This is a genomic window from Acidovorax sp. (genome assembly GCF_034519795.1).
Lineage (GTDB): Bacteria > Pseudomonadota > Gammaproteobacteria > Burkholderiales > Burkholderiaceae_C > Acidovorax.
Genome location: NZ_JAXHOB010000012.1, coordinates 593,526 through 615,878 on the forward strand (window position 1 = coordinate 593,526; position 22,353 = coordinate 615,878).

The window sequence follows — 22,353 nt, forward strand, 5'->3', positions numbered from 1 at the left end:
AAATCAATTGCTGCATTCCAGGGCCCGCTCCCGGGCAGTCACGGGGTTGCCCTGCGCTGCCCGGGCCCGCCGCCTCCCCCACCAGATCACCACCCCCGTCACGCTGAGCAGCGCCACCGCCAGGCCCAGCACGGTGACCAGGATGCGCCCCGGCAGGCCCGCGATGCGGCCCGAGTGCAGGGGGAACTGCAGGCGCATGAACAGATCCCCCGCCGTGCCCTCGCCCGGCACGCGCTGGCCGGCCAGGGCGCCGGTGGCACCGTCGAAGTACAGGCGCGGCGGGCCCAGGCCGGGGCGGCTGGTGCCGGGCACATAGAAGTCCACGCCGTAGAGGTCGAAGGCCGGGCGATAGGTGAGAAAGCCCGGCGGGTCGGGCCAGCCGCGGCGCAGGCCTTCGGCCCGGGCCCGCTCGACGATCTCGGCCCGGTCCACCGGGGGCGGCGCCTGCTGCGCGGGCGGACGGCGCGGGCGCTCGTCGAAGGGGCTCGCGCTGGTGCGCGAGAAGACATTGACCACGGGCTCCATGACCTCGTCGTGCAGGTTCATGGCCACCGAGGTGACGGCCAGGATGAGCATGAGCGCCCAGACCCACACGCCGCCGGAGCGGTGCAGGTCGAAATTGAGGGTGCGCGCACCGCGCGACCAGCGGAAGGTGAAGGATTTGCGCCAGGCGCGCCAGCGCGGAAAGGCCAGCCACAGCGCGATGAAGCAGTCCACCACCCAGAGCATGGCCACCGCGCCCAGGAACCACACGGCCCAGTCCACACCCCAGGCGCGCGGCAGGAACAGGGTGTGGTGCAGCTTGTACATGAAGGGCACGACATTCTCGCGCGCGAGGGATGCCTGGCCCCAGGTGCGCGTGCCCTGCACTGCGGCCGTGGCGGGGTGCACGGCCATCTGGTCGAAGGCGAGCACGTATGGCTGGCCGGTGGCGGCATCCATGCGCGGCGCCACCATCATCACCAGGGTCTGGCCCGGCGCGGCGGCCAGGGGCATGAAGCTGATTTGCAGCTTTGGGTGCGCGGCCTCCACGCGGCGTGCGACCTCGGTGGAGGGCAGCAGTGGCGCATCCGACGGCGATGCGTAGTGAAAGCCCGGGTTGAGCCAGCGGTCGAGCTCGTGCTCCCACGCGATGATGGAGCCCGTGAGCCCGGCCACGGTGAGGAACACGGCCATGAACAGGCCGGCCCAGCGGTGCAGGAGTACCAGCAGTTTGCGCATGGCGCTTCAATGCAGCGGGAAATGAAAGCGGCAGGCGCCCTCCTCTTCCCGCACTCGAATCAGAACCGGTACGCTGCCGCCACCCGCACTTCGCGCCCAAAGCCCAGCGCGCAGAACTCCGCGCCACCGCGGAAGGTGTTGCACTGGGTGCGGTAGCGCTTGTCGGCCAGGTTGCTCACGTTGAGCGACATGCGCCAGGCGCCCACGTCGTAGGCGGCCATGGCGTCGAACAGGGTGTAGCCGTCGTTGGTGGGGATGGGGCCGGCCGCCACGCGCAGCTCGCCCACCGTGGCGCTGATGTGGCGCATGCCCAGGCCCACTTCCAGCGGGCCGCGCTGGTACTTGCCCCAGAGCGATGCCACATGCTCGGGCGTGGCGCCGGGGCGCTCGCCGACTTCGAGCGCATTGTTGCTGCGCGTGACCTTGGCATTGAGGTAGGTGTAGGCACCGATGACCGAGAAGCCCCCGCCCACGTCGCCCGAGCCCTGCAGCTCCAGCCCGCGGCTGCGCACCTCGCCGGTCTGCACGTCGAAGCGCGGGTTGATGGTGGAGGGGGTGCGCACATTGCGCTTGCGCAGGTCGAACACGGCGGCGCTCAGCGTGTAGCCAGCGCCTTGCGGTGCGTAGCGCACGCCCACCTCGGCCTGGCGCGCGGTCTCGGGCTCGTAGGGCGCACCATTGGCGTCCACCGCCGTCACCGTGGTCAGCGGTGGCTGGAAGGCGGTGTTGAAGCTCACGTACGGTGCCAAGCCGTTCGGAGCGAGGTAGATGGCGCCCGCGCGGCCCGTGAAGGCGTTGTCGCGCCGGTCCACCACGGTGGTGGCAAAGGGGGCGTCGCCGGTCAGGCGCGCGTCGTACCTGGTGTCGATGCGGGCCGTGTCGTAGCGGCCGCCCAGGCTGAACACCCAGCGTTCGCCCAGTTTGATCTGGTCCTGCAGGTACAGGCCCACCTGGGTGTTGCGCGCCAGGGCGCGGTCGCTCAGGTAGTTGTTGCCCCAGTCGGGCTGCACGAACACGGGGTTCACGAGGTCGATGGGCGCCACGGCGCCGTTGAGCGAGTGGATGCGCCAGTCGAGCCTGGAGTGGTAGTAGTCGAGCCCGGCCAGCAGCTGGTGCGAGACATCACCGCTTTTCAGGCGCGCCTCGACATGGGTGTCGATCACCAGGGTTTTTTCGGCGTCGGGCCGCACCATGGCCAGGCGGGCCATGCTGCGCTGGTCGGCCATGAGGCCGCGGTTGCGCATCTCCAGGCGGTGGTTGCTGCCGTCGAGGTAGCGCAGGTGGTGGCGCACGGTCAGGCTGTCGCTGAACGCATGCTCCAGCAGGTAGCCGAGCGACCAGGCCTCTTTGTGGTGGCCCGAACCCGGGCCGTTGACGTTGATGCGCTCGCTGGCCGCGCCGAACGGTGTGTTGCGGTAGTAGGGAATGATGTAGCCCGTGTCGTCCTCCTGGTGGTGGGCCAGCAGCGTGAGCGTGGTGTGCTCGCCCTGCAGCGTGAGCGCAGGGGCCACGTAGGTGCGGTCGTTGCGCAGCCCGTCCCACTGGGTGCCGGCCTCGCGCTGGAGCACGGTGAGGCGGCCGAGCACAGTGCCCTGTTCGTTGAGCGCACCGCCGATGTCGGCTGCGGCCTGGCGGCGCTCATGGCTGCCCAGCTCCACGCCGACTTCGCGCTGCATGCCGGCGCGCGGGCGCTTGGTCACGGCGTTGATGAGGCCGCCCGGGGCCGACTGGCCGTAGAGCACCGAGGCCGGGCCATGCACCACCTCCAGCCGCTCCAGGCCATAGGGCTCCAGGTTGGTCATGAAGCCGTTGTGGATGAGGCGCATGCCGTCGCGGTACAGGCCGGTGCCGGTGAGGTAGAAGCCGCGGATGGAGACGTCGTCGTCGGTGATGCCGTAGTCCGCCGGGCGCACGCCTGCGCTGTAGCGCACGGCCTCGGCCACGCTGGAGATGGCCTGGTCGCGGATCTGCGCGGCGCCGATGGTGGAGACCTGCTGCGGAGTTTCGAGCACGGGCACGTCCATCTTGGTGGCGCCAGCACCGCGCGTGGCGCGGTAGCCCTCCACGGGGCCCCAGGCGGCCTCGCGCTCGGCGGTCACGCGCACGGCCGGCAGTTGGGTGTCTGACGAAGATGATGTGCGACCTGCCGCCGGCGCAGGCACTGGGGTGCCTCGGCGCAGCGTATAGCCGCCGCCGCTGCGCGGCACGGCTTCGAGCCCGCTGCCGGCCAGCAGGCGCGCAAAGCCGTCTTCCACCGCCGCCACGCTGCCCTGCAAGCCGGGGCTGCGCAGGCCTTCGGTCAGCGCGGGCTCGAACGACAGGGTGACGCCGGCTGCGCCGGCATAGCGCGAGAGCACCGGGCCGAGCGGGCCGGGCTGGATGTCGTAGGCGCGTTGCGCTGGCGCGGTGGGCGCGGCGCCTTGGGCCCGGGCCGTGGATGCGGCCCCTGTGGCAGCAGCCGCGATGGCGATCCCCATGCACAGCGCGTGCGCGGCGCGGGCCAGCGGCGTGGCTCGGGTGGTCAGGGCTGAATCATCCTGGTGCAGCGGCGTGCTGCGCAACATAACGGGCGCCATGCGCGTTCTCCTCGGGTTGGCATCGGTTGGTGGTTGACACAGGGGAGCGAGGCGGACCGCCCACGGGTGGGTGGGGCTGACGCATCAGCCGGTCAAGCTGCTCCTTCCGATACCTGCCGAATGGCCGCGGAAAAAGGGACACGGTTGGGGAAGAAATTTTTGCGGCGCGCGCGCATGGCAAGTCTGTCCGGCCGGGATTGCCGGCGCCAGCGGTGACTCGCCTGTGTCTCCGTGGGCGGGCGCTGCTGCGCCCTGCCCCAGCCCGAGCCCGAGCCTCTCAGGCCATGGCCATCGCGGGCTGGCGGGCGGGCTGTTGGTGGTGCTGCTGTTGCTGCTGCATCAGTTGCTCATCGACCCAGCAGCCGTATTCGGCCGAAGCCTGCACGGGCTGCACCACCAGCTGGGGCAGCGTGTAGGGGTGCTGTTTGCGCAGCAGGGCCATCAGCGCGGGCATGGCGCTCTCGGCGGTCTTGCAGGCCACGCGCAGTTCGCGGCATTCTTCCAGGGCGCCTTCCCAGTGGAAGTAGGCGGTGATGGGCTCCACCTGCACGCAGGCGGCCAGGCGGGCGTGCAGTACCGCGTGGGCGAGGCGTTTGGCTTCGGCTTCGGTGGCGACCGTGGTCGTGACCATGAGGATTTCGCGAAGGGCTGGTGCTGCGGCTGGCGCGGCGGCGGCGGGGCTCGGAATGGTCATCATGCTGGTCTCCCGAAGGGGGTGTGACGGAGCTGGGTCGGGCAGTCTGCCACAGGTGGGGGGTGCAGGTCCAGTGGCCCTGGTCCTGGTCCTTGGGCGATGGTTGCTGTGTGCTTTGGGTGAGGGCGGAGGCCGGGTCTCGGCCCGGCGGCCGAGGTACCTTTCTTTGCGTCGCCAAAGAAACGTACCCCAAAGAAAGGCGACCCCGCTGCCCGTGTCCCCCTCGCCCGGGGGCGAGGGGGCAGCCTGCGATGCTCGGTCCTGGGGTGACGCCGAAGAACTCCCTGCGCTGCCTCTGCGAGGCAGCTGCGGTCAAACAGCTTCGGCGAGCCAGACAACGAGGCGCGTGTCCTTCGGCACGCGCTCACCCCAGGCCCTGCGCTTCTCGGCACGGTCAGAAGGGGGTGGGAGCGGGCTCCACTCGGGCCATTGCTTCGCTCGGCCCCAACTGCCTCGCTGCGCTCGGCTCGCCAGAGTGATCGCGCCCAACCTGTCGGCAGCGCGCACCGCGCGCGTCACCGACCCCAGGCGCAGCTGCGAAGCAGCAGCCGTGTTTGTCCCCGCTCCCCACCCCTGCTGGCTGCGCCGAGAAGCGCAGGAGCTGGGGTGGGTGCGTGTGCCGAAGGACACACGCACTTCGTTGTCTAGCTCGTCGCTGCTGTCTGAGCGGAGTTCGAAGAACGCAGCGAGTTCAGCGACGCCCACCCCAGATCCGAGCATCGCAGGTTGCCCCCGTTCGCCCGACAGGGCGAACGGGGGACGCAGACTGGGGGCCGCCTTCTCTTTGGTGACTTTCTCTTGGCGGCCAAGAGAAAGTTACTGCGCCGCCGGGCGCACACCCCGGCCTCCGCCCTCAACCCAGGCACGCAACCAAAACAGACAACGAAAAACCCATCACCACCACCCGAAGCGATCCCTCATAAACGCCCGCTCGCCTGCGCAAGGATGAAGTCCTTGACCAGCACCATGGAGGCATCTTCCAACAGCGCGCTGCGGCACCACAGGTAGATGTCGCGCGGGGGCGGTACCACCGCGACTGGCAGGGCCAGTTCGACCAGGCCGTAGAAAGGCGCCAAAAACCCCAGCGGATAGCGCGGCAGCACCGACAGGTGGCGTCCCTTGGAGAGGATCTCCAGCACCATGTGGGCATCGCCCATCACGGTGACCTCGGTATGGCGCGCCTCCACCCCGGCCTCGCGCAGCATGTCGCGCACGGGCGCATCGAACGGGGACGCCGTGCCCATGCCGAGCCAGTCCACATCGCCGCCCGCGGCCAGAACGCCTGTGCGCGCCAGCGGGTGCGCCTGGCCGCAGAAAACGCCCACCGTGTCGTGCACCAGCAAGAAGCGTTCGATGCCTGCAGGCGGCTTGTCCAGCCATGAGGGGGCGATCACCAGATCGTGCCGGCCGTCCACCAACTGGTCCACCAGCAGGTGCGGGCGGTCGCTCTGCACCGAGAAGGCGCGGCCCGGCGCCACGGCGGCCAGCCCGGCCACCAGGCCTGGCACCAGCGCGGCCCCTACCAGCGGCCCCGTGCCCAGGCGGATGGTGTTGCGAAACCCGCCGCGGTGGCGGGCGCAGGCCTCCTCGGCATCGCGCACGCTGCGCGCAATGGCCCGGCCTTCGCGCGCCAGCACTTCGCCCAGCGCGGTGCTGCGCACACCGAAGCGGCTGCGCTCGAACAGCTGGCCGCCCGCGCGCGACTCCAGGGCCTGCATGTTGTGCGTGAGCGTGGGCTGCGTCAGGTGCAGCACCTGGCTGGCCTTGCTGATGGAGCCGCATTCCAGGATGGCGGACAGTTGCAGCAGATGGCGGGGGTCCATAGATTTATTTAAGTTGAAACACCCAAATTTCAATTTTACAAAGAATGGAGCTGCCGCTAACGTCAGGGGCATGCAACCCAACATCATCTACATCGTGGCAGACGACCTGGGCTTTGCCGACCTGGGCTGCTATGGCGGACGCCAGGCGCAGTTCGGCGCGGTGTCGCCCCACATCGACGCCCTGGCCGCCGGCGGGCTGCGCCTGACGCAGGGCTACGCCAACTCGCCCGTGTGCTCGCCCACGCGCGTGGCCCTGGCCACCATGCGCTACCAGTACCGTGTGCGCGCCGGCATGGAGGAGCCCATCAACAGCCGCAGCAAGGGCAGCACCGTGCTGGGCCTGCCGCCCGAGCTGCCCACCCTGCCCTCGCTGCTGCGCGAGGCGGGCTACGCGACGGCCCTCATCGGCAAATGGCACCTGGGCTACCCGCCGAGCTTTGGCCCGCTGCGCTCGGGCTACGACGAGTTCTATGGCGTGATGGCCGGCGGTGTGGACTATTTCAGCCACTGCGCCGGGCGGGGCGACCACGACCTGTACCTGGGCGAGGAGGAGCACCACGAGCCCGGCTACCTCACGGACCTGCTGTCGGACCGGGCCGTTGGCCATGTGGGCCGCATGGCCGAGGGCGCGCGGGCGGGCAAGCCCTTCTTTCTGAGCCTGCACTACACGGCCCCCCACTGGCCATGGGAGACCCGCGACGACGCGGCCCTGGCGGCGCAGGTCAAGGACAACCTGTTCCACCTGCACGGCGGCAATGTGGAGACCTACCGCCGCATGATCCACCACATGGACGAAGGCATCGGCCGGCTGGTGGCCGCGCTGCGCACCGAGGGCCTGCTGGAGAACACGCTGATCGTCTTCACCAGCGACAACGGGGGCGAGCGCTTTTCGGACAACTGGCCCCTGGTGGGCGGCAAGATGGACCTGACCGAGGGCGGCATCCGCGTGCCGTGGATCGCCCACTGGCCGGCCGTGATCGCAGCGGGCGGCACCAGCGCGCAGCAGTGCATGGGCATGGACTGGTCTGCCACCCTGCTGGAGCTGGGCGGCGGCGTGCCGCACCCGCAGTACCCGCTGGACGGCGTGTCGCTGGCCCGCATCCTGCGCGACCCGGCGGACACGTTCGAGCGGCCGCTGTACTGGCGCATGAACCACCGCACCCAGCGCGCCCTGCGCCGGGGGCCGTGGAAGTACCTGAAGGTGGACGAACACGAGTACCTGTTCCACCTGGAGAACGATGCGCGCGAGCGCGCCAACCTGGCCCAGCACGAGCCCGCACGCTTTGCGCAGATGCGCGACGACTGGCTGGCATGGAATGCCTCCATCCCCGAGATACCGGCCGATGCCACCGTGAGCCTGGGCTATTCGGCCAAGGACATGCCGCAGAGATAGGCAGGCAGGCGCGCAGGTAGGCAGACAGAAAAACAAAAGCCGACACAGCCCTCAAAACAATACCCAAGGAGACAAGACCATGACCCTCACCCATCCATGCCTGCAGTCGGGTACCCGGCGTGGCGCACTGCGCCCCGCCACCCTGGCAGCAGCGTCGTCCCTGCTTGCCTTGCAACTGGCTGCACCCGCCCATGCGCAGGACACGGCCAAACCCGCCTGGCCCAGCCGCCCCGTGACCCTGGTCGTGGGCACGCCGCCGGGCGGCGCCATCGACGCCTATGCACGTGCGCTGGCCCACGAGCTGGGCAAGGTGACGGGCGGCACCTTCATCGTGGACTACAAGCCCGGCGCCAACGGCAACATCAGTGCCGAATACGTGCAGAAGGCCGCGCCGGACGGGCACACGCTGTGGATCGGCACGCAGGCCATGGTGACCATCAACCCCAGTGCCTACGCCAGCCTGCGCTGGAGGCCGGCGGACTTTCGCCCCATCGCCAAGGGCGTGGAGGCACCGCTGGTGCTGGTGGCCCACCCCTCGGTGCCGGCGCGCAGCTTTGCCGACCTGGTGAAGTGGACGGCGGCCAACCCGGGCAAGGTGTCCTACGGCTCGTACAGCCCGGGAACGCCCTCGCACTTTCTGGGCTTTCAGATGAACGAGCGCTTCAAGACCGACATGGCGCACATCCCGTACAAGGGCTCGGCACCGCAGGTGGTGGACCTGGTCGGTGGCCAGGTGCCCGTGGGTTTTGCGCAGATGCAGACCGCGTTGCCCCAGGTGCAGGCCGGCAAGCTCAACGCGCTGGCCGTGACCAGCCCCGAACGCTCGCGCCACATGCCCCAGGTGCCCACGCTGGCCGAGCTGGGCTACAAGGACCTGAACACCACCATCTGGTTCGGCCTGCTGGCCGCCAGCGCCGCGCCCAAGCCGGTGCTGGACGCCATCGAGGCCGCGACTGTGAAGGCGCAGTCGGCGCCGGACTACCGCAGCAAGCTCGATGCGCAGGGCTTTGATGTGCCCACTGAGCACGGCGATGCATTCGCTCGCACGATCGCTGCGGAAACTGTGCGGTGGGCGGGGTTGGTGAAGGCTACGGGGTTCAGGGCCAACGATTGATTTCGAGGTGGGTTTGGTAGATGGTGCCGCAGTCGCTGGTCGTCGATGGTTGCTGCGTGCTTTGGGTGGGGGCGGGAGCTCGTTGGCAGTGCGCCATTGATGGTGCTTGCGATGGTTGCTGCGTGCTTTCGTTGAGGGCGGAGGCCGGGGTGTGCGCCCGGCGGCGCAGTAACTTTCTCTTGCGTCGCCAAGAGAAAGTCACCAAAGAGAAGGCGACCCCGCTGCCCGTGTCCCCCTCGCCGGTGGCGAGGGGGCAGCCTGCGATGCTCGGTCCTGGGGTGACGCCGAAGAACTCCCTGCGCTGCCTCTGCGAGGCAGCTCCGGTCAAACAGCTTCGGCGAGCCAGATGACGAGGCGCGTGTCCTTCGGCACGCGCTCACCCCAGGCCCTGCGCTTCTCGGCACGGTCAGAAGGGGGTGGGTGCGGGCTCCATACGGGCCATTGCTTCGCTCGGCCCGGTGCGCCGTCGCTGCGCTCGGCATGAGCAGAGCGGTTGCGCTCAACCCGTCGGCAGCGCGCCGCGCGAACCGACCCCAGGCGCAGCTGCGAAAACAGCAGCCGTGCGGTACCCGCTCCCCACCCCTGCTGGCTGCGCCGAGAAGCGCAGGGGCTGGGGTGGGTGCGCGTGCCGCAGGACACACGCACTTCGTGCTCTGGCTTGCCGATGCTGTTTGAGCGGAGTTCGAAGAACGCAGCGAGTTCATCGGCACCACCCCAGTTCCGAGCATCGCAGGCTGCCCCCGTTCGCCCGACAGGGCGAACGGGGGACGCAGACTGGGGGTCGCCTTCTCTTTGGTGACTTTCTCTTGGCGACGCAAGAGAAAGTTACTGCGCCGCCGGGCGCACATCCCGGCCTCCGCCCTCAGCAAAAGAGCCGAAGCAACCATCACCATCGCTCCCGCCGCCTCGCCTCGCCCGGCATGGCATGCCATCAAAGCATCAAACCGGCACCAGCGTCACCCAGTACCTGGTGCGCGTAACCACCTGCACCGGCAACGTCTCACGCAACATGGCCAGGATGTACTCCGTGTCCTGCAGCTGAAACGCCCCCGAGATGCGCAGCGCCCCCACAGCCGGATCGCAGCGCACGATGCCCGGGCGGTAGCGCGAAAGCTCTGCCGCAAAGTCGTCCAGGCGCATGCCATCGGCATACAGCACCCCCTGCGCCCAGGCCAGGGCCTGCTCGCCCAGCGCGGTGGGCATCTGCACGCCGCTGGCGGTGAAGCGGCACTGCTCGCCCGCCTGGATGACGCGCTGTGGCGCGCCATGGCGCGGCGTGACCTCTACCGCGCCTTCGGCCACGGCCAGGTGCACGGTGTCCTCATCGAGCAGGCGCACGGCAAAGCGGGTGCCCAGGGCGCGCAGCCAGCCGCCGGGCGTCTCCACGCGAAAGCTGCGCGCGGCAGCATCTGCGGCGGTGGTGACCAGCACCTCGCCGGCACGCAGGCGCAGCAGGCGCTCATTCGCGCCCAAGGCCACGTCGAGCGCGCTCGCGGTGTTGAGCAGCACCTGCGAGCCATCGGCCAGCGTCACGCTGCGCCGCTCGCCCGTGGCAGTGCGGTGCTCGGCCGTCCACTGCGGCCAGGGCATGTGGCGCCAGCCCAGGTAAGCGGCGGGTGCCGTGGTGCCCACCAGGGCCAGCACGCGCAGCGCGGCGCGGCGGTTGGTGGCGGCCGTGCGCTCGGCGCGGGCCAGCACCGGCAGGCCCAGGCCTGCGGGCACGGCGCCCAAGGTGCGCGACAGGCGTTCGGCGCGTTGCCAGGCCTGCTCGTTGGCGGCATGCTGCGCGCGCCAGGCGGCCAGGGCCTGCCAGTCGCCGGGCCGGGCCTGGCCGGAGTTCAGGCGCACCAGCCACTGCGCGGCCTCGCGCAGGGCGGCGCGGCCGGGGATGTCGTCAGGGTTGGCGGAGGTGCTGCGGCCCATGGCTCATTCATTCCATGGCCAGCAGGCAGCATTCGAAGCCCTGGGCCATATAGCGCTTGACGGTGCGCTCGCTCACCTGCAGCTGCAGTGCGATCTCGGCATAGCCCAGGCCCTCCAGCTGCGACAGCAAGAATGCCTGCCGCGCCTTGGGCGCCAGGCCATCGAGCATGGCGTCGATCTCGTGCAGGGCTTCGAGCACCAGCGCGCGCTCTTCGGGCGACGGTGCCAGCGGCGCGGGCATCAGGGCCAGCGCGTCCACATAGGCATGCTCCAGCGCACGGCGGCGCCACAGGTCGGACACCAGGCCCTTGGCGATGGTGGTGAGGTAGGCGCGCGGCTCGCGCAGGCCCTGCAGTGCCTGGGGGCGCAGCAGCACGCGCACGAAGGTGTCCTGCGCCAGGTCGGCCGCCTCGTCCCTGCAGCCCAGCCGCCGCTGCAGCCACGCGCGCAGCCAGCCGTGGTGGTGGCTGTACAGCGTGTGCGGGTCGTGGTGGTGGTGGTGAACCAGGCCTGGGTCAGCTGTGCTCATGCGGCAGGGATGGGCGAAGAAGGTTGGGGTGTCGCAGAAATTATAATTGAGAACAATTCTCAATTCATGGCGTCGACACTCTTACCTGCCAAGGAATACGCCCGCAACACACCCCCCATGCCATTTGATCTGCAACGCTATGAATCCTGCGGCTACGGCGTGGTGCGCGATGCCGTGCCTGCGGACCTGCTCGCCGCCATGGGCGAATGGCTCGCCAGCGCCGAAAAGGCGGCGCGCCAATGCAGCGCCGCAGAGCAGGCACGCGATCTGGCGTACGAGAAGGACCTGCCCGACGCGGGCCGCAAAGGCGTCTCGGCCACCGAGGTCGGCGATGCGATCTTCATCCTGGGCGACCTGTGCCGCTACGCACCGCAGTTCAGCGCCCTGCTCCGCCTGCCGGCCCTGGTACACGCCTGCACCCTCGCGCTGCGCAGCACGGAGCTGATTGCGCACTTCATGAACGCGACCACCAAGCACCCGCGCTTTGGCCGCGCCATCGGCTGGCACCGGGATTTTCCGAACGGTTACCTGAGCGGCACGGATTCACGCTTTCTGCGCGTGATGGTCTGCCTGGATGGCATGGCCGAGCATGGCGGCGCCACGCGGTTTTTGCCGGGCAGCCATCGGGTGGATGATGGGTACGCCATTGCGGAAAAGCGCGGTGGAGCGAAGCACCCGTATGCCGCGCACCATGGAGTGGCGGCCGAGTGCGGGCCAGGCGATCTGGTGCTGATCCACCCCAAGGTGATCCACGGCGGGCCGGCCAATACCTGCGACGTGACACGGCGCAATGTCATCGTGCAGGCGGGTGTGGCGGGGATGGAGCTGGTGGGGGAGCAGGAGGCGGTGACGGGGTGGCGGTTGACTTTGTGACATGACCGCCTGGTCCAGATACCCGGCACAATGCTCCAGTACCTACGCATTCCAGACCATGGCACGCTCCACGATTCCACCCAAGGCAGGGCGCCTGCTCGCAATGGCTGCGCTGGCCCTTCCCGCCAGCGCAGCCCTCGCCGCCCTTGCCGCCGATATGCCCGCGAACATCCTGGAGCTGCACACCCGCTGCGTTGCCGGCACGGCCGGCATCGACCTGGTGTTCGGGCTGCGCAACCGCAGCGAGCGCACGGTCTGGGTGTCGGGCGATACGGCGCCCTGGGCAGCGGCGTTGCGCAGCCTGCGCATCACGGCAGAACGCCAGGGTGCGAATGCACAGCCGCTGAAAGGGCCTGTCGCAGGGGGGTACGCACCTCCCTCAGGCTCTGTCAGGGTCATGCCTTCAGCCAGTGCCGAAGGAACGATCTCGCTGTCGCGCGCCTTCCCCGATCTGGCGCAGGCGGCGCAGCAGGCCCCGGTGCGCATTCGGTGGACATGGCAGGGCTTGATGGGGGAATCGGCAATGGCCGGAGCATGGAGGCCTACCGCCAGGTTCGAAGGGGAAGTGACGGTGCAGGGATCAGCCTGCTCGCTGGTGAGCACGAGGCGGCTTTGAGCAGGCCATCCGGGAATCTGACACACCCGAGACGTGGCGTCGCACCCGCAAAAAGAGCCTGGCTCTAACGGTAGGTGTCGGCTGCCGCCAGCACAGCGAACGACAGCCCCGTGCGCTCTTCGATGGTGGCGATGGAAGTCTGCTGGTAGGCTCCGAAATCGATTTCTTCGGTGATCGGGCCGTGCTCGCGGATCTCGTCGGACTGGTCCAGGATGAAGCCTGCAGCCTTGAGCTGGCCGCGCTCCACCCAACCCACCACCTTCCAGAAGCGCGTGGGCACGCGCATGCCCTTGCGGCGCTGGGCCGCAGGTACGCCGGCCTTGAGCTCGTTGAAGAACTTGTCTTCCACATCGAAGATGGGGCCGGCAAAGTACGACACCCTGTGGCCAGCCTGCAGGTGGTCCGAGATCAGGTCTTCCAGGTCGCCCCATTCCACGTTGTTGAAGTTGCCGATCATGGGCGTGGCGTTGGTGATGACGAAGGAATGCTTGTCCGCCTGGTCGAGTTGGTCTTCATCCTCGCCCTGCACGGCGTCCTCTCGCTTGAAGAGGTGGCCACGCTGCATGGCGTTGCTGAAGATCGCATCGTCGGGCTGGTACCGGTCGTCCATCCGCGGGTCGAAGGTCCAGGCCGGTCGCTTGGGCATCTTCCCGTCCATCACGTTCTTCCACAGCAGCTTTCCGTCCACGTTGGCTGCGGCGAAGATGGCGGTGCGGCGCCTGGCGTGCATGAAGACGCTGTAGTTGCGGTACTTCAGCTCGCGCTCGTCGCTGTCGATCAGGGTCGCGGTGGCGCGGCCCACCTCGTAGGACATGTGTGCCAGCGGGACCTCGATGCCTGCGCCCAGGAAATGGGGGTCATAGCCCGTGGCGCCATCAAAGAAGGCCAGCGGTCGGCGAACCAGCTTTTCCTCGGTGCCGCCCGACGCGTCGGACAGCGGCTGGGGAATGCCCAGCACCGCAGTGGCCATCTGCACCGGCCCGGCCAGCGGGTCCCTGGCCACGGCGCGGACTCGGGACAGGATGGCCTGCGCAGGCGCGGCGTCGGCGCCCTGGGCGGCGGCCTTGTCCTTGAGTGACGCAAAGACGCGGCTGATGCGCGTGCCCTCGTTCGTCTCATAGGCAATGGCCGCCCTGGAGTCTCCCTGGCGCGCGGGCGTGTTGTCGCGGCGCATGACGGTGGGCTTGCCATTCACCAGTTCGATCCTGGGCACCCCTCCCCGGTGCAGGGCGACCACGAACCACTCGTCGGTGCAGACAGGTGATCCCGACGAGCCGCGCAAGGTGTCCGAGCCGTAGTACAGCGAGTTCTGGTCGGCGCTGCCTGCGATGCGGTCCTTGGGGGGCTCCATGAAATAGTTGTCGCGGATGACGATCTTCTTGCCCTGGCCCAGCGGGTGCTGGAGGATGTTGGCCGCCTGGCGCCTGTTGGGGTCGACCTTTCCGGTCTCCTCAAAAAGCCGCAGGTAGCCGAAGTCGCTCAAGGCTTCGCCCTGCCCGGTGGCTGGCGCCACGGCCACGAACGCATAGTCCAGGTCCTTGTCCGCCAGAAAAAGCTCCGCAGGATTCAGATCGAACAGCTTGGGGGTGCGGGGCTTGCCGTCCAGCCCGTCTTCGTAGTCGAACGACACGAAGGATGCCACGGCGTAGTCCACCGACTTGAGTACATGCCAATTCGTCAACAGCAGCCCGGGTGCCACCAGGAAGCCCGTGGCATCGCCCTCCTCGTCGACCACTCCACGCACGGTGATCTTGCCCACCGCACGTGCCGCCAGCAAGGCGATGTGCAGGTAGCGGATGGGGCGCAGATCGTTGTCGCCAAACGCGATCTCCTGGCCTGCGATATCGGCTGCCAGCAAAGGCGGCAGCTCAGCCGGTGGCGCATCGGGAACCGGGGGTTCGGCCAGCCGCGCCTTGAAAGCGGCATTCGCCAGCACCCCCAGGCGCTCGGACTTGGAGGTGAACCTGTGGGCATTGGTCACACCGAGCTTCAGGCGCTCCTGCACCACCTGCTCGATGGGCGCAGCGACCTGCGCCTGCTGGAAGCTCTGGAATCGCCGTGCCGCGGCTTCGAGATCTGCGAGTTGGATGCCCATACGCCCTCCTGTCGGTGCCATTTTTTAGCACCTTCGTATGACAACGGCACCACAAAAAATGGCAGGCCCGACGCTGGCAGCGCCGTTTTCCACCAGCGACGGGCCCGGCACCCATCCGGCCCTGGGTCTCTGAAAGGCCCGCGCGCCGCCAGCACCAACCCGCCCACCAGCAAAAACACCACCCACGACAGGTGTCTGCCCCGCGTGAAAACCAGCGGAAAGACGGCAGACACCAGGGCGGTGATGCCGATGACCAGCAGCAGCTCGTCCCGGCCCAGCGGGCCATGGCCCAGCGCAAACACCAGGTACGCCAGGGCCCACCAGGCCACCGTGGTCAGGTGCCAGGCAAAGCGCAGCGTGCCGGCCGTGAAGGCCGTGCTGCCCAGCAGCTTGGGCAGGCTGTCCGCGCGCCGCAGCAGGCGCACGAGGATGTAGCGCTCGCCCAGGATGGAGTGGGCCAGGCCGGTGAGCCAGATCAGGGCGGCAGCGAAAGCAAGCATGGTTGAACGACCTCGGGTGTGCGTTGAACCATGATAGTTACCAAGTGGTGGCCCGGCCTGCGCCGGCGCGACACGGCAAGCATCCATAATGCCGACGAAGAGATGCCGGCCCGCCCCGGGGCGAGCCAGCGCGATTGCAGTAACCCATTGCAACAAGGAGGATAGAAACCATGAAAAAGCACCCGACCCGCCCAAGGCACGCCTGGCTGCTGTGCGTGCCGCTGATGCTGGCCACCCAGGCCGCGCAGGCCCAGGACCAGTTCGTGGACCTGCGCTCCGACGGCGGCTACACCTCGGCCCGCCTGGCGGACGATGTGACCCAGGTGGACCTGGCCGAGCAGACCCAGGGCGCCTGCCGCTTCAACCGCACCTGGGGCTACGACCTCACCAACCGCGAGCTGTGGACCAATGGCGGCTGCGGCGGGCGCTTCAAGGTCACGCGCAGCTACGCCCAAGGCAATAACAACAACTCCAACAACGCAGGCGCAGCCGTCGCGGCCGTGGCCGCGATTGCCGGCATTGCGCTGCTGGCCAACCACAACAAGCACGACAACGACCGCCGGCCGGACTACCCGGACTACGGCAATGGTGGTGGCGGCGGCCGGGGTGGCGAGATCCGCGTCAACGGCAACCTGTGCCTGGACGTGAGCAAGGGCAATTTCCGCCCCGGCAACGCGCTGCAGGTGTTTGCCTGCAACGGCACCGATTCGCAGCGCTTTCGCGTAGGCCGCGGCGGCGAAATCCGCGTGCGCGACTTCTGCCTGGACGTGGAGCGCGGCGACCCGCGCGACGGCGCCCGGGTGGTGCTGTGGTCGTGCTCGGGTGCCCCCAGCCAAAGCTGGACGACGCGCGGCGGACAGATCGTGAGCCAGCTGTCCGGCAAGTGCCTGGACGTGGTGGACGGCCAGATTCGCCAGGGGCAACCGGCCATGGTGTGGCAGTGCAATCGCAGCCCCAGCCAGCGCTGGTGGTGGTAGGAGCGTCTTAAAAAACTCTTCTGGCGTTGTTGCTGTGTCTTGTCGTACTACTCGTACTGCCTGCGACACAGCGCTTGGTGCGCTGTCCCGCAAATACATGCCCATAAAACCGAGTCTTTCACGCCATGGCGGCGTTGCAAATCCTCGCGATAGCTACGGCTATCGCTGCGGTTTGCGCCTGGCCCTGGCGCGAAATCCATCGGTTTTATCCGGGCATCCATTTGCGGGACAGCACACCGCCAGAACCGTTTCGCTGAGTTTTTTCAGCCGCTCCACAGCGGCCTTCACGATCTAAGCAGCAACAGCCAAGAGGATCACCTCATGACACTGAAAAACCGATTTGTACCCCTGCTTTGCGCAGTGGCCTGCAGCCTGACCTTTGCAACGGCGGCCACCGCCCAGACCGCTGAGGCACCCGCTGCCGCCAAGCCCGCCACAGCAGCACCCCACGCCCACAAGAAGGGCTCGGGCCGCTCCCCTGGCGAGCGCCTTCAGGCCATCTGCACGGCGGCCGACCTGGACCACGATGGCAACGTGTCGCTCGACGAGTTCCACCAGGACATCGTGCAGAGCTGGCACAGCCTGGGGCCCGACGCCAGCGGCCATGTCGTCCTGGCCGAGCTGGCCCACGTGCCGCGCATGGGCAAGGGCCGCATCAAGCGCCTGACGGCCACCGACAAGGACGGGGATGGCAAGCTGTCGTTCAAGGAAGTGGTGGAGGCCCGCATGGCCTACTACGACGCGGCCGATGCGGACAGCAACGACCTGCTGTCGGTGCCGGAGTGCGTGGCGTTTGAGAAGAAGCGGCGAAGCGGCAAGCAGTAGAGCCCTTTCCGCCGCTGCCCTGGCGCCGCCCCCTTGGCGGCCCACTTACTTCCCAGGGCCTGACCTGCAGGGCGATGGCCTCAGGAGCGAAGTCGCAGCCCCTGCGGGAATCAAGGCACTCCCGTGGCGGAGCACAGCATTTCAGTGCTGCCGCTCTCGCGCTTGATCACCACGAGCAGGTTACCGAAGTTGTTGCCATAGAAGTGGTATGCATCATTCACATGGAGCGACAACTCCCCCGCCATGCACGCGAGCCGCGAGCCACTGAGCACATGCTTTGTATGGCGGCTTTCACTGGCAGTGGCCATCAGGGCAAACCAGTTTTCCTTCTTGGTTATTTTCATGCTCCCCATCAATCGGGCAATGAGACTACCTGTGTCCCCTTGTGGTGCCGGCGTCTTGCGCCCCTTGTCATACAGGGTGCGTGACGCAGCCTCAGGAACGAAAATCCTGTAAGCCCCATTCGGCACCAGCATGAGGCCGGTTCCATTGCCAGTTTCTTCAGGATGGACACCCGATTGCACGACAAACCAGCAACTTGATCCTTCCTCAAGCCCATGCAAAAGGGGCACCTCGAATTGAGGATTGCCTTTAGGTGGGTCTCTTGGCGCCGGTTTCACGTTGCCTGGCAGATTCCGGCACGGCGGCATGCGTGGGTCGGTTTCCCATACCGACGCAAAAGGCAACGGCTGGTCGATGCGATGCTCATCGAATCCGTTGGATCCGCAGCCCGCCAGCAAAGCCAGTGCGCCGATGGAAAGTGCGGCCAGGCCGGATCGCGTGTGCAGACAAAAGGTCTTGATGGGCATGGTGGTCACTGGGCAGGGCCTTGCGGCATGTCTTCACAGGTCTTGCTGGTCGGGCTCCATTGCCTGACCTTGACTTGGGCCGCTCCAACAGGGCACAGAGCCCCGGGGGGAACAAACACCTGCCGCAAGACGGGAGGGTTGGCCAGTTCCGTGTCTGGCGCCACGCAAAAAGAGCCCGTGTGGCGCAGGTCCAGGTACCGGTTTTCGTTGGCGCGTGGCGGCATGGCCACGCGGCGCTTGGCCACGCTAGGGTGCATGCACAATTGCCCGGCAAACTGCGCCATGGGCTCATGCACCCCTGCGTCGCCACAGGCCGCCGGATCACCCGCCAGACTGCATGCCTTGGCCTGACCCAGGGCATAGGCGGCCAGATTGCGGTTGATGCGGTGGTACATGGCAGACATGCTGGCCTCCGGGTCGTGGCTGCTGCCATAGACGTCTTCTCTGACCTTGGTGCCCGCTGGCAGCAAGCGGAACCTGGCCTCGATCCCAGTTTCAACCTGCTCCAGCATGGTGATCATCCAGTTCAGGCTCAGGCCCGATAGGTCCGACCCTACATAGCCCCCTCCCACGTCCGAGTGGGCACCAGGAAACCAGACCTCTTCGATCCTTTTGGGCTCTCCTTGCAGTTCACTGTGGGTCACGGTCGCGGGGGTGCCGCTTGCGCAGTTGTCGTATATCTTGGCCAGTGGATCCGTGCGCTCAGGCAGGCGCTTGTTGCCCACCAGGTGCTGGCGCGTGACTAGCAGGGGCGTGAAGATCCACTCCCGGTTGTCGTCCAGCGACACGGCATGCAGCACGTTCTCGACGTTGTGCAACTGATCGCCGTACCTCTGGTTGGGCTCGTCGATGTCAACGTGCAGTGCCCGTATGTCGCCTTTGTGCAGGAGCCGTGCGGGCCAGCCAGACACGCCGCCGCCCAGTGCGCCCACGGTGTCCCACAGGCCGAGCACCGCTACCGGGCGGGACTTATAGGCCGTGGTTCCATCGGAGTTCGGGCCGCCGCGCACGCGGGCTATGGTGCAGGGGTAGCGACGGTGCAGAAATGCCTCGCGCATCTCGTCATACATCGCCGAGGCGTACTGGACCTGTTCCGAGAAGGTGCGGGGTGTCAAATCGGCGGCGAGAGTGAGCTGCGGCGGTGCATCGGGCAGGCCCACGTACTGCATCATGGACGCCAGCACCCGCGCCTGGTAGGCACCGCGGCTGAAGCCAAAAATGTAGACTTTGTCTCCCGCACGGTAGTTGTTGAGCAGGAAGTTGTAGGCCAGCACCACCCTGCTCTGCGCCCCCAGGCCCAGGCCTGCCCCAAAGGCATCGTTGCCGACGCCCACGCCTTCCACGTACAAGGTGGATAAATGGGGTTTGTCCTGCAGCGACACCATCGAGTGCAGCCGTTTCACGTTGGTGCTGCTCTCCGCATCGTTGGCGGTGCCGTCGAAAAAGATCGCATGCGTCCTGGGGCCTAAGCTGGCCGCAAGCTGCGCGCCCTTTTTTCCGGGCACTGGATCAGCCCCGAACTGGATCAGCTGCTGCTGGTGGTAGATCCCAGAAGAGCATCCCAACAGCCCAAGCACAGCTACGCTCGCCAGCAACAGGCGCCAAAATTGTTTTGCAAGCATCCCAACCCTCTAACATGTTTCTTTTCAGTTACACATTAGAGGAAGGTATCGCTGCCTTGGCAAGCAAAGATTGGCACAGGCTTGGAACCACCGGCATGCGCCGGCTGATACCACGGACAGGTTGAAAAGCGGGCGTTCCAGAACATGGGACATGGGGTGGTGCGTAGGCAGCTCACGGGCTGCGCACCACACACACAGCCACGCCCCTTGCGAGAGGCGTGGCGGGCCCTTCAACGGTCAGCTCAACGCGCTGCGGTTTGCTTCCACCAGTTGGGCATGGCCGCCAGCACCTCGCCACCCGCCTTGAGGCTGTTGGCCAGCTCCAGTGCGGCGCTGCCGGGGGCTGTGGCGATCAGGTACCAGTTGCCCATGGTACCCAGGCGCTGGGCTACCGTCAGGCCCTTGGCCTGGGCCCAGGCGCGCACCTGGGCGTCGCTCCAGTCGGGGTTGAACTTCACGACCACGCCGCCGGGCAGTGCCATCAGCCGGCCTGCGGGGGAGTTGCCCTCGCGGTACACGGGCGAAATGTGCGTGCCGGCAGCGCCCTTGGCCACGCTCTGGTTGGCGGGCTGCAGCTGCACCAGGGGGGCGGGGCTGGCGCCCTCGCCCACGCTGCGCGCCTGCGCACTGCCGGTTTCAGGGATCGGGGTGATGACGGCGACCAGGCTGGTGTCGAGCGTGATGGTGCGCTGGGTGTCGCCGTCGAAGTAATGGGCCGTGGTGGCGGCCAGGGCGCCGGCGGCCACCGCGCTGGCGGCCAGGGCCAGTGCGGCAAGGCGCAGGAGAGAGAAAGTGGGGAGCTTCATGGTGTGAGGCCTATGCAGGTATTCGGTGAAATGGGAGGTGTGCGGTGGAACAGGGGGCGCTGCCCCTCAGTAGCCATAGGCCCTGATGCTCCAGGCCGAGACGCTGCCGGTCTCGCCGGTTCTGCCGTCGCGCACGGACAGGGTCCAGTTGCCGTCGGCGGCCTCGCCCATCAGGCGCGCGATGCCGAAGGTGAAGCCCGCTTCGAGGGCGGCGCCACAGGTGACGGCGTTGGCCGCCGTGTCCTTGCAATCGCGCACCACCGATACCGTGCTGCGCGTGCCGGCAGGGCTGGTGAGCGTGATCTCCAGGTCGCCCACGTTGGTGTGGCTGGAGGTGATGGCCAGGTCCACGAACTCGAGCTTGCCGATGCCACTGCCCTGCAGCGTGAGGCTGCTGGTGGCGGTGGCGCCGTTGTCGGCAATGGCCACAGGGCTGCCCAGCGTGGCGGCCTGGGTGGCAGTTTTCTGCGCGGGCAGCAGCGCCCAGCCTGCGGCGGCGCGCACGGCGGCCAGCGCGTCGATGGCGCCGTAGCCGTACTCGTGGTTCACGTGCAGGCCGCCGCCGTTGGTGGCCCAGCCGGCGTTGGCGGGGTCGGTCTTGCGCGCGGTGCGGGCCAGGATGGCGCGCACATCGCGCCAGGTGAGCGCGGGGTTGGTCTCCAGCAGCAGCGCGGCCACGCCGGCCGCCTGCGGCGTGGCGGCCGAGGTGCCGTTCATGCAGCGCGTGTAGTTGGTGCTGCCCGTGATGTCCTCGGGCTTGTTGCCGTCGTTGTAGCCGCCGGCGCCCGATACATCGGTGGTGGTGGTCGTCTGGGTGCTGCAGAACTCGCCGCCATAGGCCGTGACCAGCACGTTGGAGCCCGGCTCGGAGTACGAGGAGCGCTGTCCCTGGTCGTTGAGCGCGCCAATGGCCAGCACGCCCTGGAAGTTGGCCTGGCCGTCGTAGTCCGAGCGGTCCTCGGGCGCGCCGTTGCCTGCGGCCCAGGTGTAGATGGCGCCCTTGCCGCCCCGGCCCGTGCTGATGCCGGTGCGGATGGCGTCGCGCCACAGCTCGTCGGCCGGGGACAGCAGGCCATTGCTGTCGGTGGCGCCGTAGCTGTTGGTGTAGATGTGGTTGCTGGCCAGGTCCTTGGTGATGGCATCGGCGCCGAAGGCACCCGTGGTAGCCGACAGCAGGTTGTAGCCCACCAGGCGCGCGTTGAAGGCCACGCCCGTCACGCCCAGGTTGTTGTTGCCGATGGCCGCCGCCAGGCCGCCGCAGCTGGTGCCGTGCGGGCTGGTCGAAGACGATGGATCGCCATAGGCATTGGTGCGGTAATCCCAGCTCTTGCCGGCCACCACGCGCAGGTCTTCGTGGAAGATGTCCAGGCCATCGTCGATCACCGCGATCTGCACGCCCGTGCCGGTGGCCAGTTGCCAAGCCTTGCCGATGTTGAGGTCTTCGCCCGCCAGGGCGGCCGGGCCGCCCGCGCCACTCTGGCCCGTGTTCCTGAGGTGCCATTGGCGGCTGAACAGCGGGTCATTGGGCACCAGGGCCGGCAGCGGCCCGCCCCCGCCCACGCTGACCAGCCCGCCCACCGTGATCACCACGTCGTAGAAGGACTGGCTGCCCACCGTCAGCGTGGCGATGGTGAGCTGCCCGTTGGACGGGTTGAAGCTGTCATAGCTGCGGTTGGGCCCCGTGGCGCTGAAGCCCAGCACGCTGCCCACGGTGATGACGACGTTGTCGTACTTGGTGTCCCCCACCACCAGGCTGCCGATGCGCACCTCGCTCGGGCGGTCGGGCGACCAGGTGGTGGCCGCACCGGCCAGCCCGCAGGCGGCCAGCAAGGCGGTGGCAAGCGCCAGGCGCGCAGGCCTGCCGATGGTGGATCGTGGAAGACGCATGGAAGACACCCCTGTTGGTTTTGAATTGATGGCGGCGGCGCTCGAACGTTGCACCGCCACACGATTATCG

Annotated in this window: 18 protein-coding genes; 6 read left to right on the forward strand and 12 right to left on the reverse strand. The window is 67.9% G+C overall.

The features are described from left to right. Positions 1–3: 3 nt before the first annotated feature. From U5N23_RS16350 to U5N23_RS16365, 4 genes are all read right to left on the reverse strand, one after another. A complete protein-coding gene (locus U5N23_RS16350; protein WP_322593834.1) occupies positions 4–1,221 on the reverse strand; it encodes a PepSY-associated TM helix domain-containing protein in 1,218 nt (405 codons plus the stop codon). A gap of 59 nt (positions 1,222–1,280) precedes the next feature. After that, entirely contained in the window at positions 1,281–3,797 is a 2,517-nt protein-coding gene (locus U5N23_RS16355) for a TonB-dependent siderophore receptor (protein ID WP_322593835.1), read from the reverse strand. A gap of 277 nt (positions 3,798–4,074) precedes the next feature. Next, positions 4,075–4,494 carry a divalent-cation tolerance protein CutA gene (gene cutA, locus U5N23_RS16360; protein ID WP_322593836.1) on the reverse strand — a complete coding sequence of 140 codons (420 nt, stop codon included), beginning with the start codon at positions 4,492–4,494 and terminating at the stop codon, positions 4,075–4,077. Between the two features lie 914 nt (positions 4,495–5,408). Beyond that, positions 5,409–6,314, reverse strand: coding sequence for a LysR family transcriptional regulator (locus U5N23_RS16365; RefSeq protein WP_322593837.1), 906 nt, complete (start codon positions 6,312–6,314; stop codon positions 5,409–5,411). Positions 6,315–6,384: 70 nt separating this feature from the next. Here U5N23_RS16365 and U5N23_RS16370 point away from each other — a divergent pair, with 70 nt between their 5' ends. Together U5N23_RS16370 and U5N23_RS16375 are read left to right on the forward strand one after the other, a co-directional pair. Further along, positions 6,385–7,707, forward strand: a complete 1,323-nt coding sequence (locus U5N23_RS16370; protein ID WP_322593838.1) for a sulfatase — start codon at positions 6,385–6,387, stop codon at positions 7,705–7,707. A 79-nt stretch (positions 7,708–7,786) separates the two neighbouring features. Then, positions 7,787–8,821: a tripartite tricarboxylate transporter substrate binding protein gene (locus tag U5N23_RS16375; protein ID WP_322593839.1), complete on the forward strand. Its 1,035-nt coding sequence runs from the start codon at positions 7,787–7,789 to the stop codon at positions 8,819–8,821. Between the two features lie 939 nt (positions 8,822–9,760). Here the strand turns inward: U5N23_RS16375 and U5N23_RS16380 are convergent. Then, entirely contained in the window at positions 9,761–10,744 is a 984-nt protein-coding gene (locus tag U5N23_RS16380) for a FecR domain-containing protein (protein ID WP_322593840.1), read from the reverse strand. A gap of 7 nt (positions 10,745–10,751) precedes the next feature. Further along, the gene (locus U5N23_RS16385; RefSeq protein WP_322593841.1) at positions 10,752–11,273 is read right to left on the reverse strand and encodes a sigma-70 family RNA polymerase sigma factor; all 522 of its coding nucleotides are present in this window, start codon (positions 11,271–11,273) and stop codon (positions 10,752–10,754) included. 117 nt (positions 11,274–11,390) lie between these two features. On the opposite strand from U5N23_RS16385, the gene U5N23_RS16390 reads away from it, so the two are divergent. Then, the gene (locus tag U5N23_RS16390) at positions 11,391–12,146 is read left to right on the forward strand and encodes a phytanoyl-CoA dioxygenase family protein (RefSeq protein ID WP_322593842.1); all 756 of its coding nucleotides are present in this window, start codon (positions 11,391–11,393) and stop codon (positions 12,144–12,146) included. 1 nt (position 12,147) lies between these two features. Then, positions 12,148–12,762: a hypothetical protein gene (locus U5N23_RS16395; protein ID WP_322593843.1), complete on the forward strand. Its 615-nt coding sequence runs from the start codon at positions 12,148–12,150 to the stop codon at positions 12,760–12,762. A gap of 64 nt (positions 12,763–12,826) precedes the next feature. On the opposite strand, the gene U5N23_RS16400 is transcribed toward U5N23_RS16395, so the two are convergent. Continuing rightward, positions 12,827–14,857, reverse strand: coding sequence for a DNA/RNA non-specific endonuclease (locus tag U5N23_RS16400; RefSeq protein ID WP_322593844.1), 2,031 nt, complete (start codon positions 14,855–14,857; stop codon positions 12,827–12,829). Next, the gene (locus U5N23_RS16405) at positions 14,752–15,513 is read right to left on the reverse strand and encodes a hypothetical protein (RefSeq protein ID WP_322593845.1); all 762 of its coding nucleotides are present in this window, start codon (positions 15,511–15,513) and stop codon (positions 14,752–14,754) included. Before U5N23_RS16405 ends, U5N23_RS16400 begins: the two co-directional genes overlap by 106 nt. A 14-nt stretch (positions 15,514–15,527) precedes the next feature. On the opposite strand from U5N23_RS16405, the gene U5N23_RS16410 reads away from it, so the two are divergent. Continuing rightward, a complete protein-coding gene (locus U5N23_RS16410) occupies positions 15,528–16,334 on the forward strand; it encodes a lectin (RefSeq protein WP_322593846.1) in 807 nt (268 codons plus the stop codon). 321 nt (positions 16,335–16,655) lie between these two features. Then, positions 16,656–17,159: an EF-hand domain-containing protein gene (locus U5N23_RS16415; RefSeq protein WP_322593847.1), complete on the forward strand. Its 504-nt coding sequence runs from the start codon at positions 16,656–16,658 to the stop codon at positions 17,157–17,159. A gap of 110 nt (positions 17,160–17,269) precedes the next feature. Here the strand turns inward: U5N23_RS16415 and U5N23_RS16420 are convergent, their stop codons facing one another. From U5N23_RS16420 to U5N23_RS16435, 4 genes are all read right to left on the reverse strand, one after another. Then, complete coding sequence (locus tag U5N23_RS16420) at positions 17,270–17,968, reverse strand: hypothetical protein (protein ID WP_322593848.1); 699 nt, start codon at positions 17,966–17,968, stop codon at positions 17,270–17,272. 5 nt (positions 17,969–17,973) lie between these two features. Continuing rightward, positions 17,974–19,590 carry a DUF2235 domain-containing protein gene (locus U5N23_RS16425; RefSeq protein WP_322593849.1) on the reverse strand — a complete coding sequence of 539 codons (1,617 nt, stop codon included), beginning with the start codon at positions 19,588–19,590 and terminating at the stop codon, positions 17,974–17,976. 242 nt (positions 19,591–19,832) lie between these two features. Continuing rightward, positions 19,833–20,396 carry a S8 family serine peptidase gene (locus U5N23_RS16430; protein ID WP_322593850.1) on the reverse strand — a complete coding sequence of 188 codons (564 nt, stop codon included), beginning with the start codon at positions 20,394–20,396 and terminating at the stop codon, positions 19,833–19,835. A 66-nt stretch (positions 20,397–20,462) separates the two neighbouring features. Next, positions 20,463–22,283, reverse strand: a complete 1,821-nt coding sequence (locus U5N23_RS16435; RefSeq protein ID WP_322593851.1) for a S8 family serine peptidase — start codon at positions 22,281–22,283, stop codon at positions 20,463–20,465. Positions 22,284–22,353 lie beyond the last annotated feature (70 nt).

Excerpts from the sequence above, each read along its gene's own strand:
- U5N23_RS16350 (WP_322593834.1), bottom strand. The coding sequence starts at position 1,221 with ATGCGCAAACTGCTGGTACTCCTGCACCGCTGGGCCGGCCTGTTCATG.
- U5N23_RS16355 (WP_322593835.1), bottom strand. The coding sequence starts at position 3,797 with ATGGCGCCCGTTATGTTGCGCAGCACGCCGCTGCACCAGGATGATTCA.
- cutA (WP_322593836.1), bottom strand. The coding sequence starts at position 4,494 with ATGATGACCATTCCGAGCCCCGCCGCCGCCGCGCCAGCCGCAGCACCA.
- U5N23_RS16365 (WP_322593837.1), bottom strand. The coding sequence starts at position 6,314 with ATGGACCCCCGCCATCTGCTGCAACTGTCCGCCATCCTGGAATGCGGC.
- U5N23_RS16370 (WP_322593838.1), top strand. The coding sequence starts at position 6,385 with ATGCAACCCAACATCATCTACATCGTGGCAGACGACCTGGGCTTTGCC.
- U5N23_RS16375 (WP_322593839.1), top strand. The coding sequence starts at position 7,787 with ATGACCCTCACCCATCCATGCCTGCAGTCGGGTACCCGGCGTGGCGCA.
- U5N23_RS16380 (WP_322593840.1), bottom strand. The coding sequence starts at position 10,744 with ATGGGCCGCAGCACCTCCGCCAACCCTGACGACATCCCCGGCCGCGCC.
- U5N23_RS16385 (WP_322593841.1), bottom strand. The coding sequence starts at position 11,273 with ATGAGCACAGCTGACCCAGGCCTGGTTCACCACCACCACCACGACCCG.
- U5N23_RS16390 (WP_322593842.1), top strand. The coding sequence starts at position 11,391 with ATGCCATTTGATCTGCAACGCTATGAATCCTGCGGCTACGGCGTGGTG.
- U5N23_RS16395 (WP_322593843.1), top strand. The coding sequence starts at position 12,148 with ATGACCGCCTGGTCCAGATACCCGGCACAATGCTCCAGTACCTACGCA.
- U5N23_RS16400 (WP_322593844.1), bottom strand. The coding sequence starts at position 14,857 with ATGGGCATCCAACTCGCAGATCTCGAAGCCGCGGCACGGCGATTCCAG.
- U5N23_RS16410 (WP_322593846.1), top strand. The coding sequence starts at position 15,528 with ATGAAAAAGCACCCGACCCGCCCAAGGCACGCCTGGCTGCTGTGCGTG.
- U5N23_RS16415 (WP_322593847.1), top strand. The coding sequence starts at position 16,656 with ATGACACTGAAAAACCGATTTGTACCCCTGCTTTGCGCAGTGGCCTGC.
- U5N23_RS16420 (WP_322593848.1), bottom strand. The coding sequence starts at position 17,968 with ATGCCCATCAAGACCTTTTGTCTGCACACGCGATCCGGCCTGGCCGCA.
- U5N23_RS16425 (WP_322593849.1), bottom strand. The coding sequence starts at position 19,590 with ATGCTTGCAAAACAATTTTGGCGCCTGTTGCTGGCGAGCGTAGCTGTG.
- U5N23_RS16430 (WP_322593850.1), bottom strand. The coding sequence starts at position 20,396 with ATGAAGCTCCCCACTTTCTCTCTCCTGCGCCTTGCCGCACTGGCCCTG.
- U5N23_RS16435 (WP_322593851.1), bottom strand. The coding sequence starts at position 22,283 with ATGCGTCTTCCACGATCCACCATCGGCAGGCCTGCGCGCCTGGCGCTT.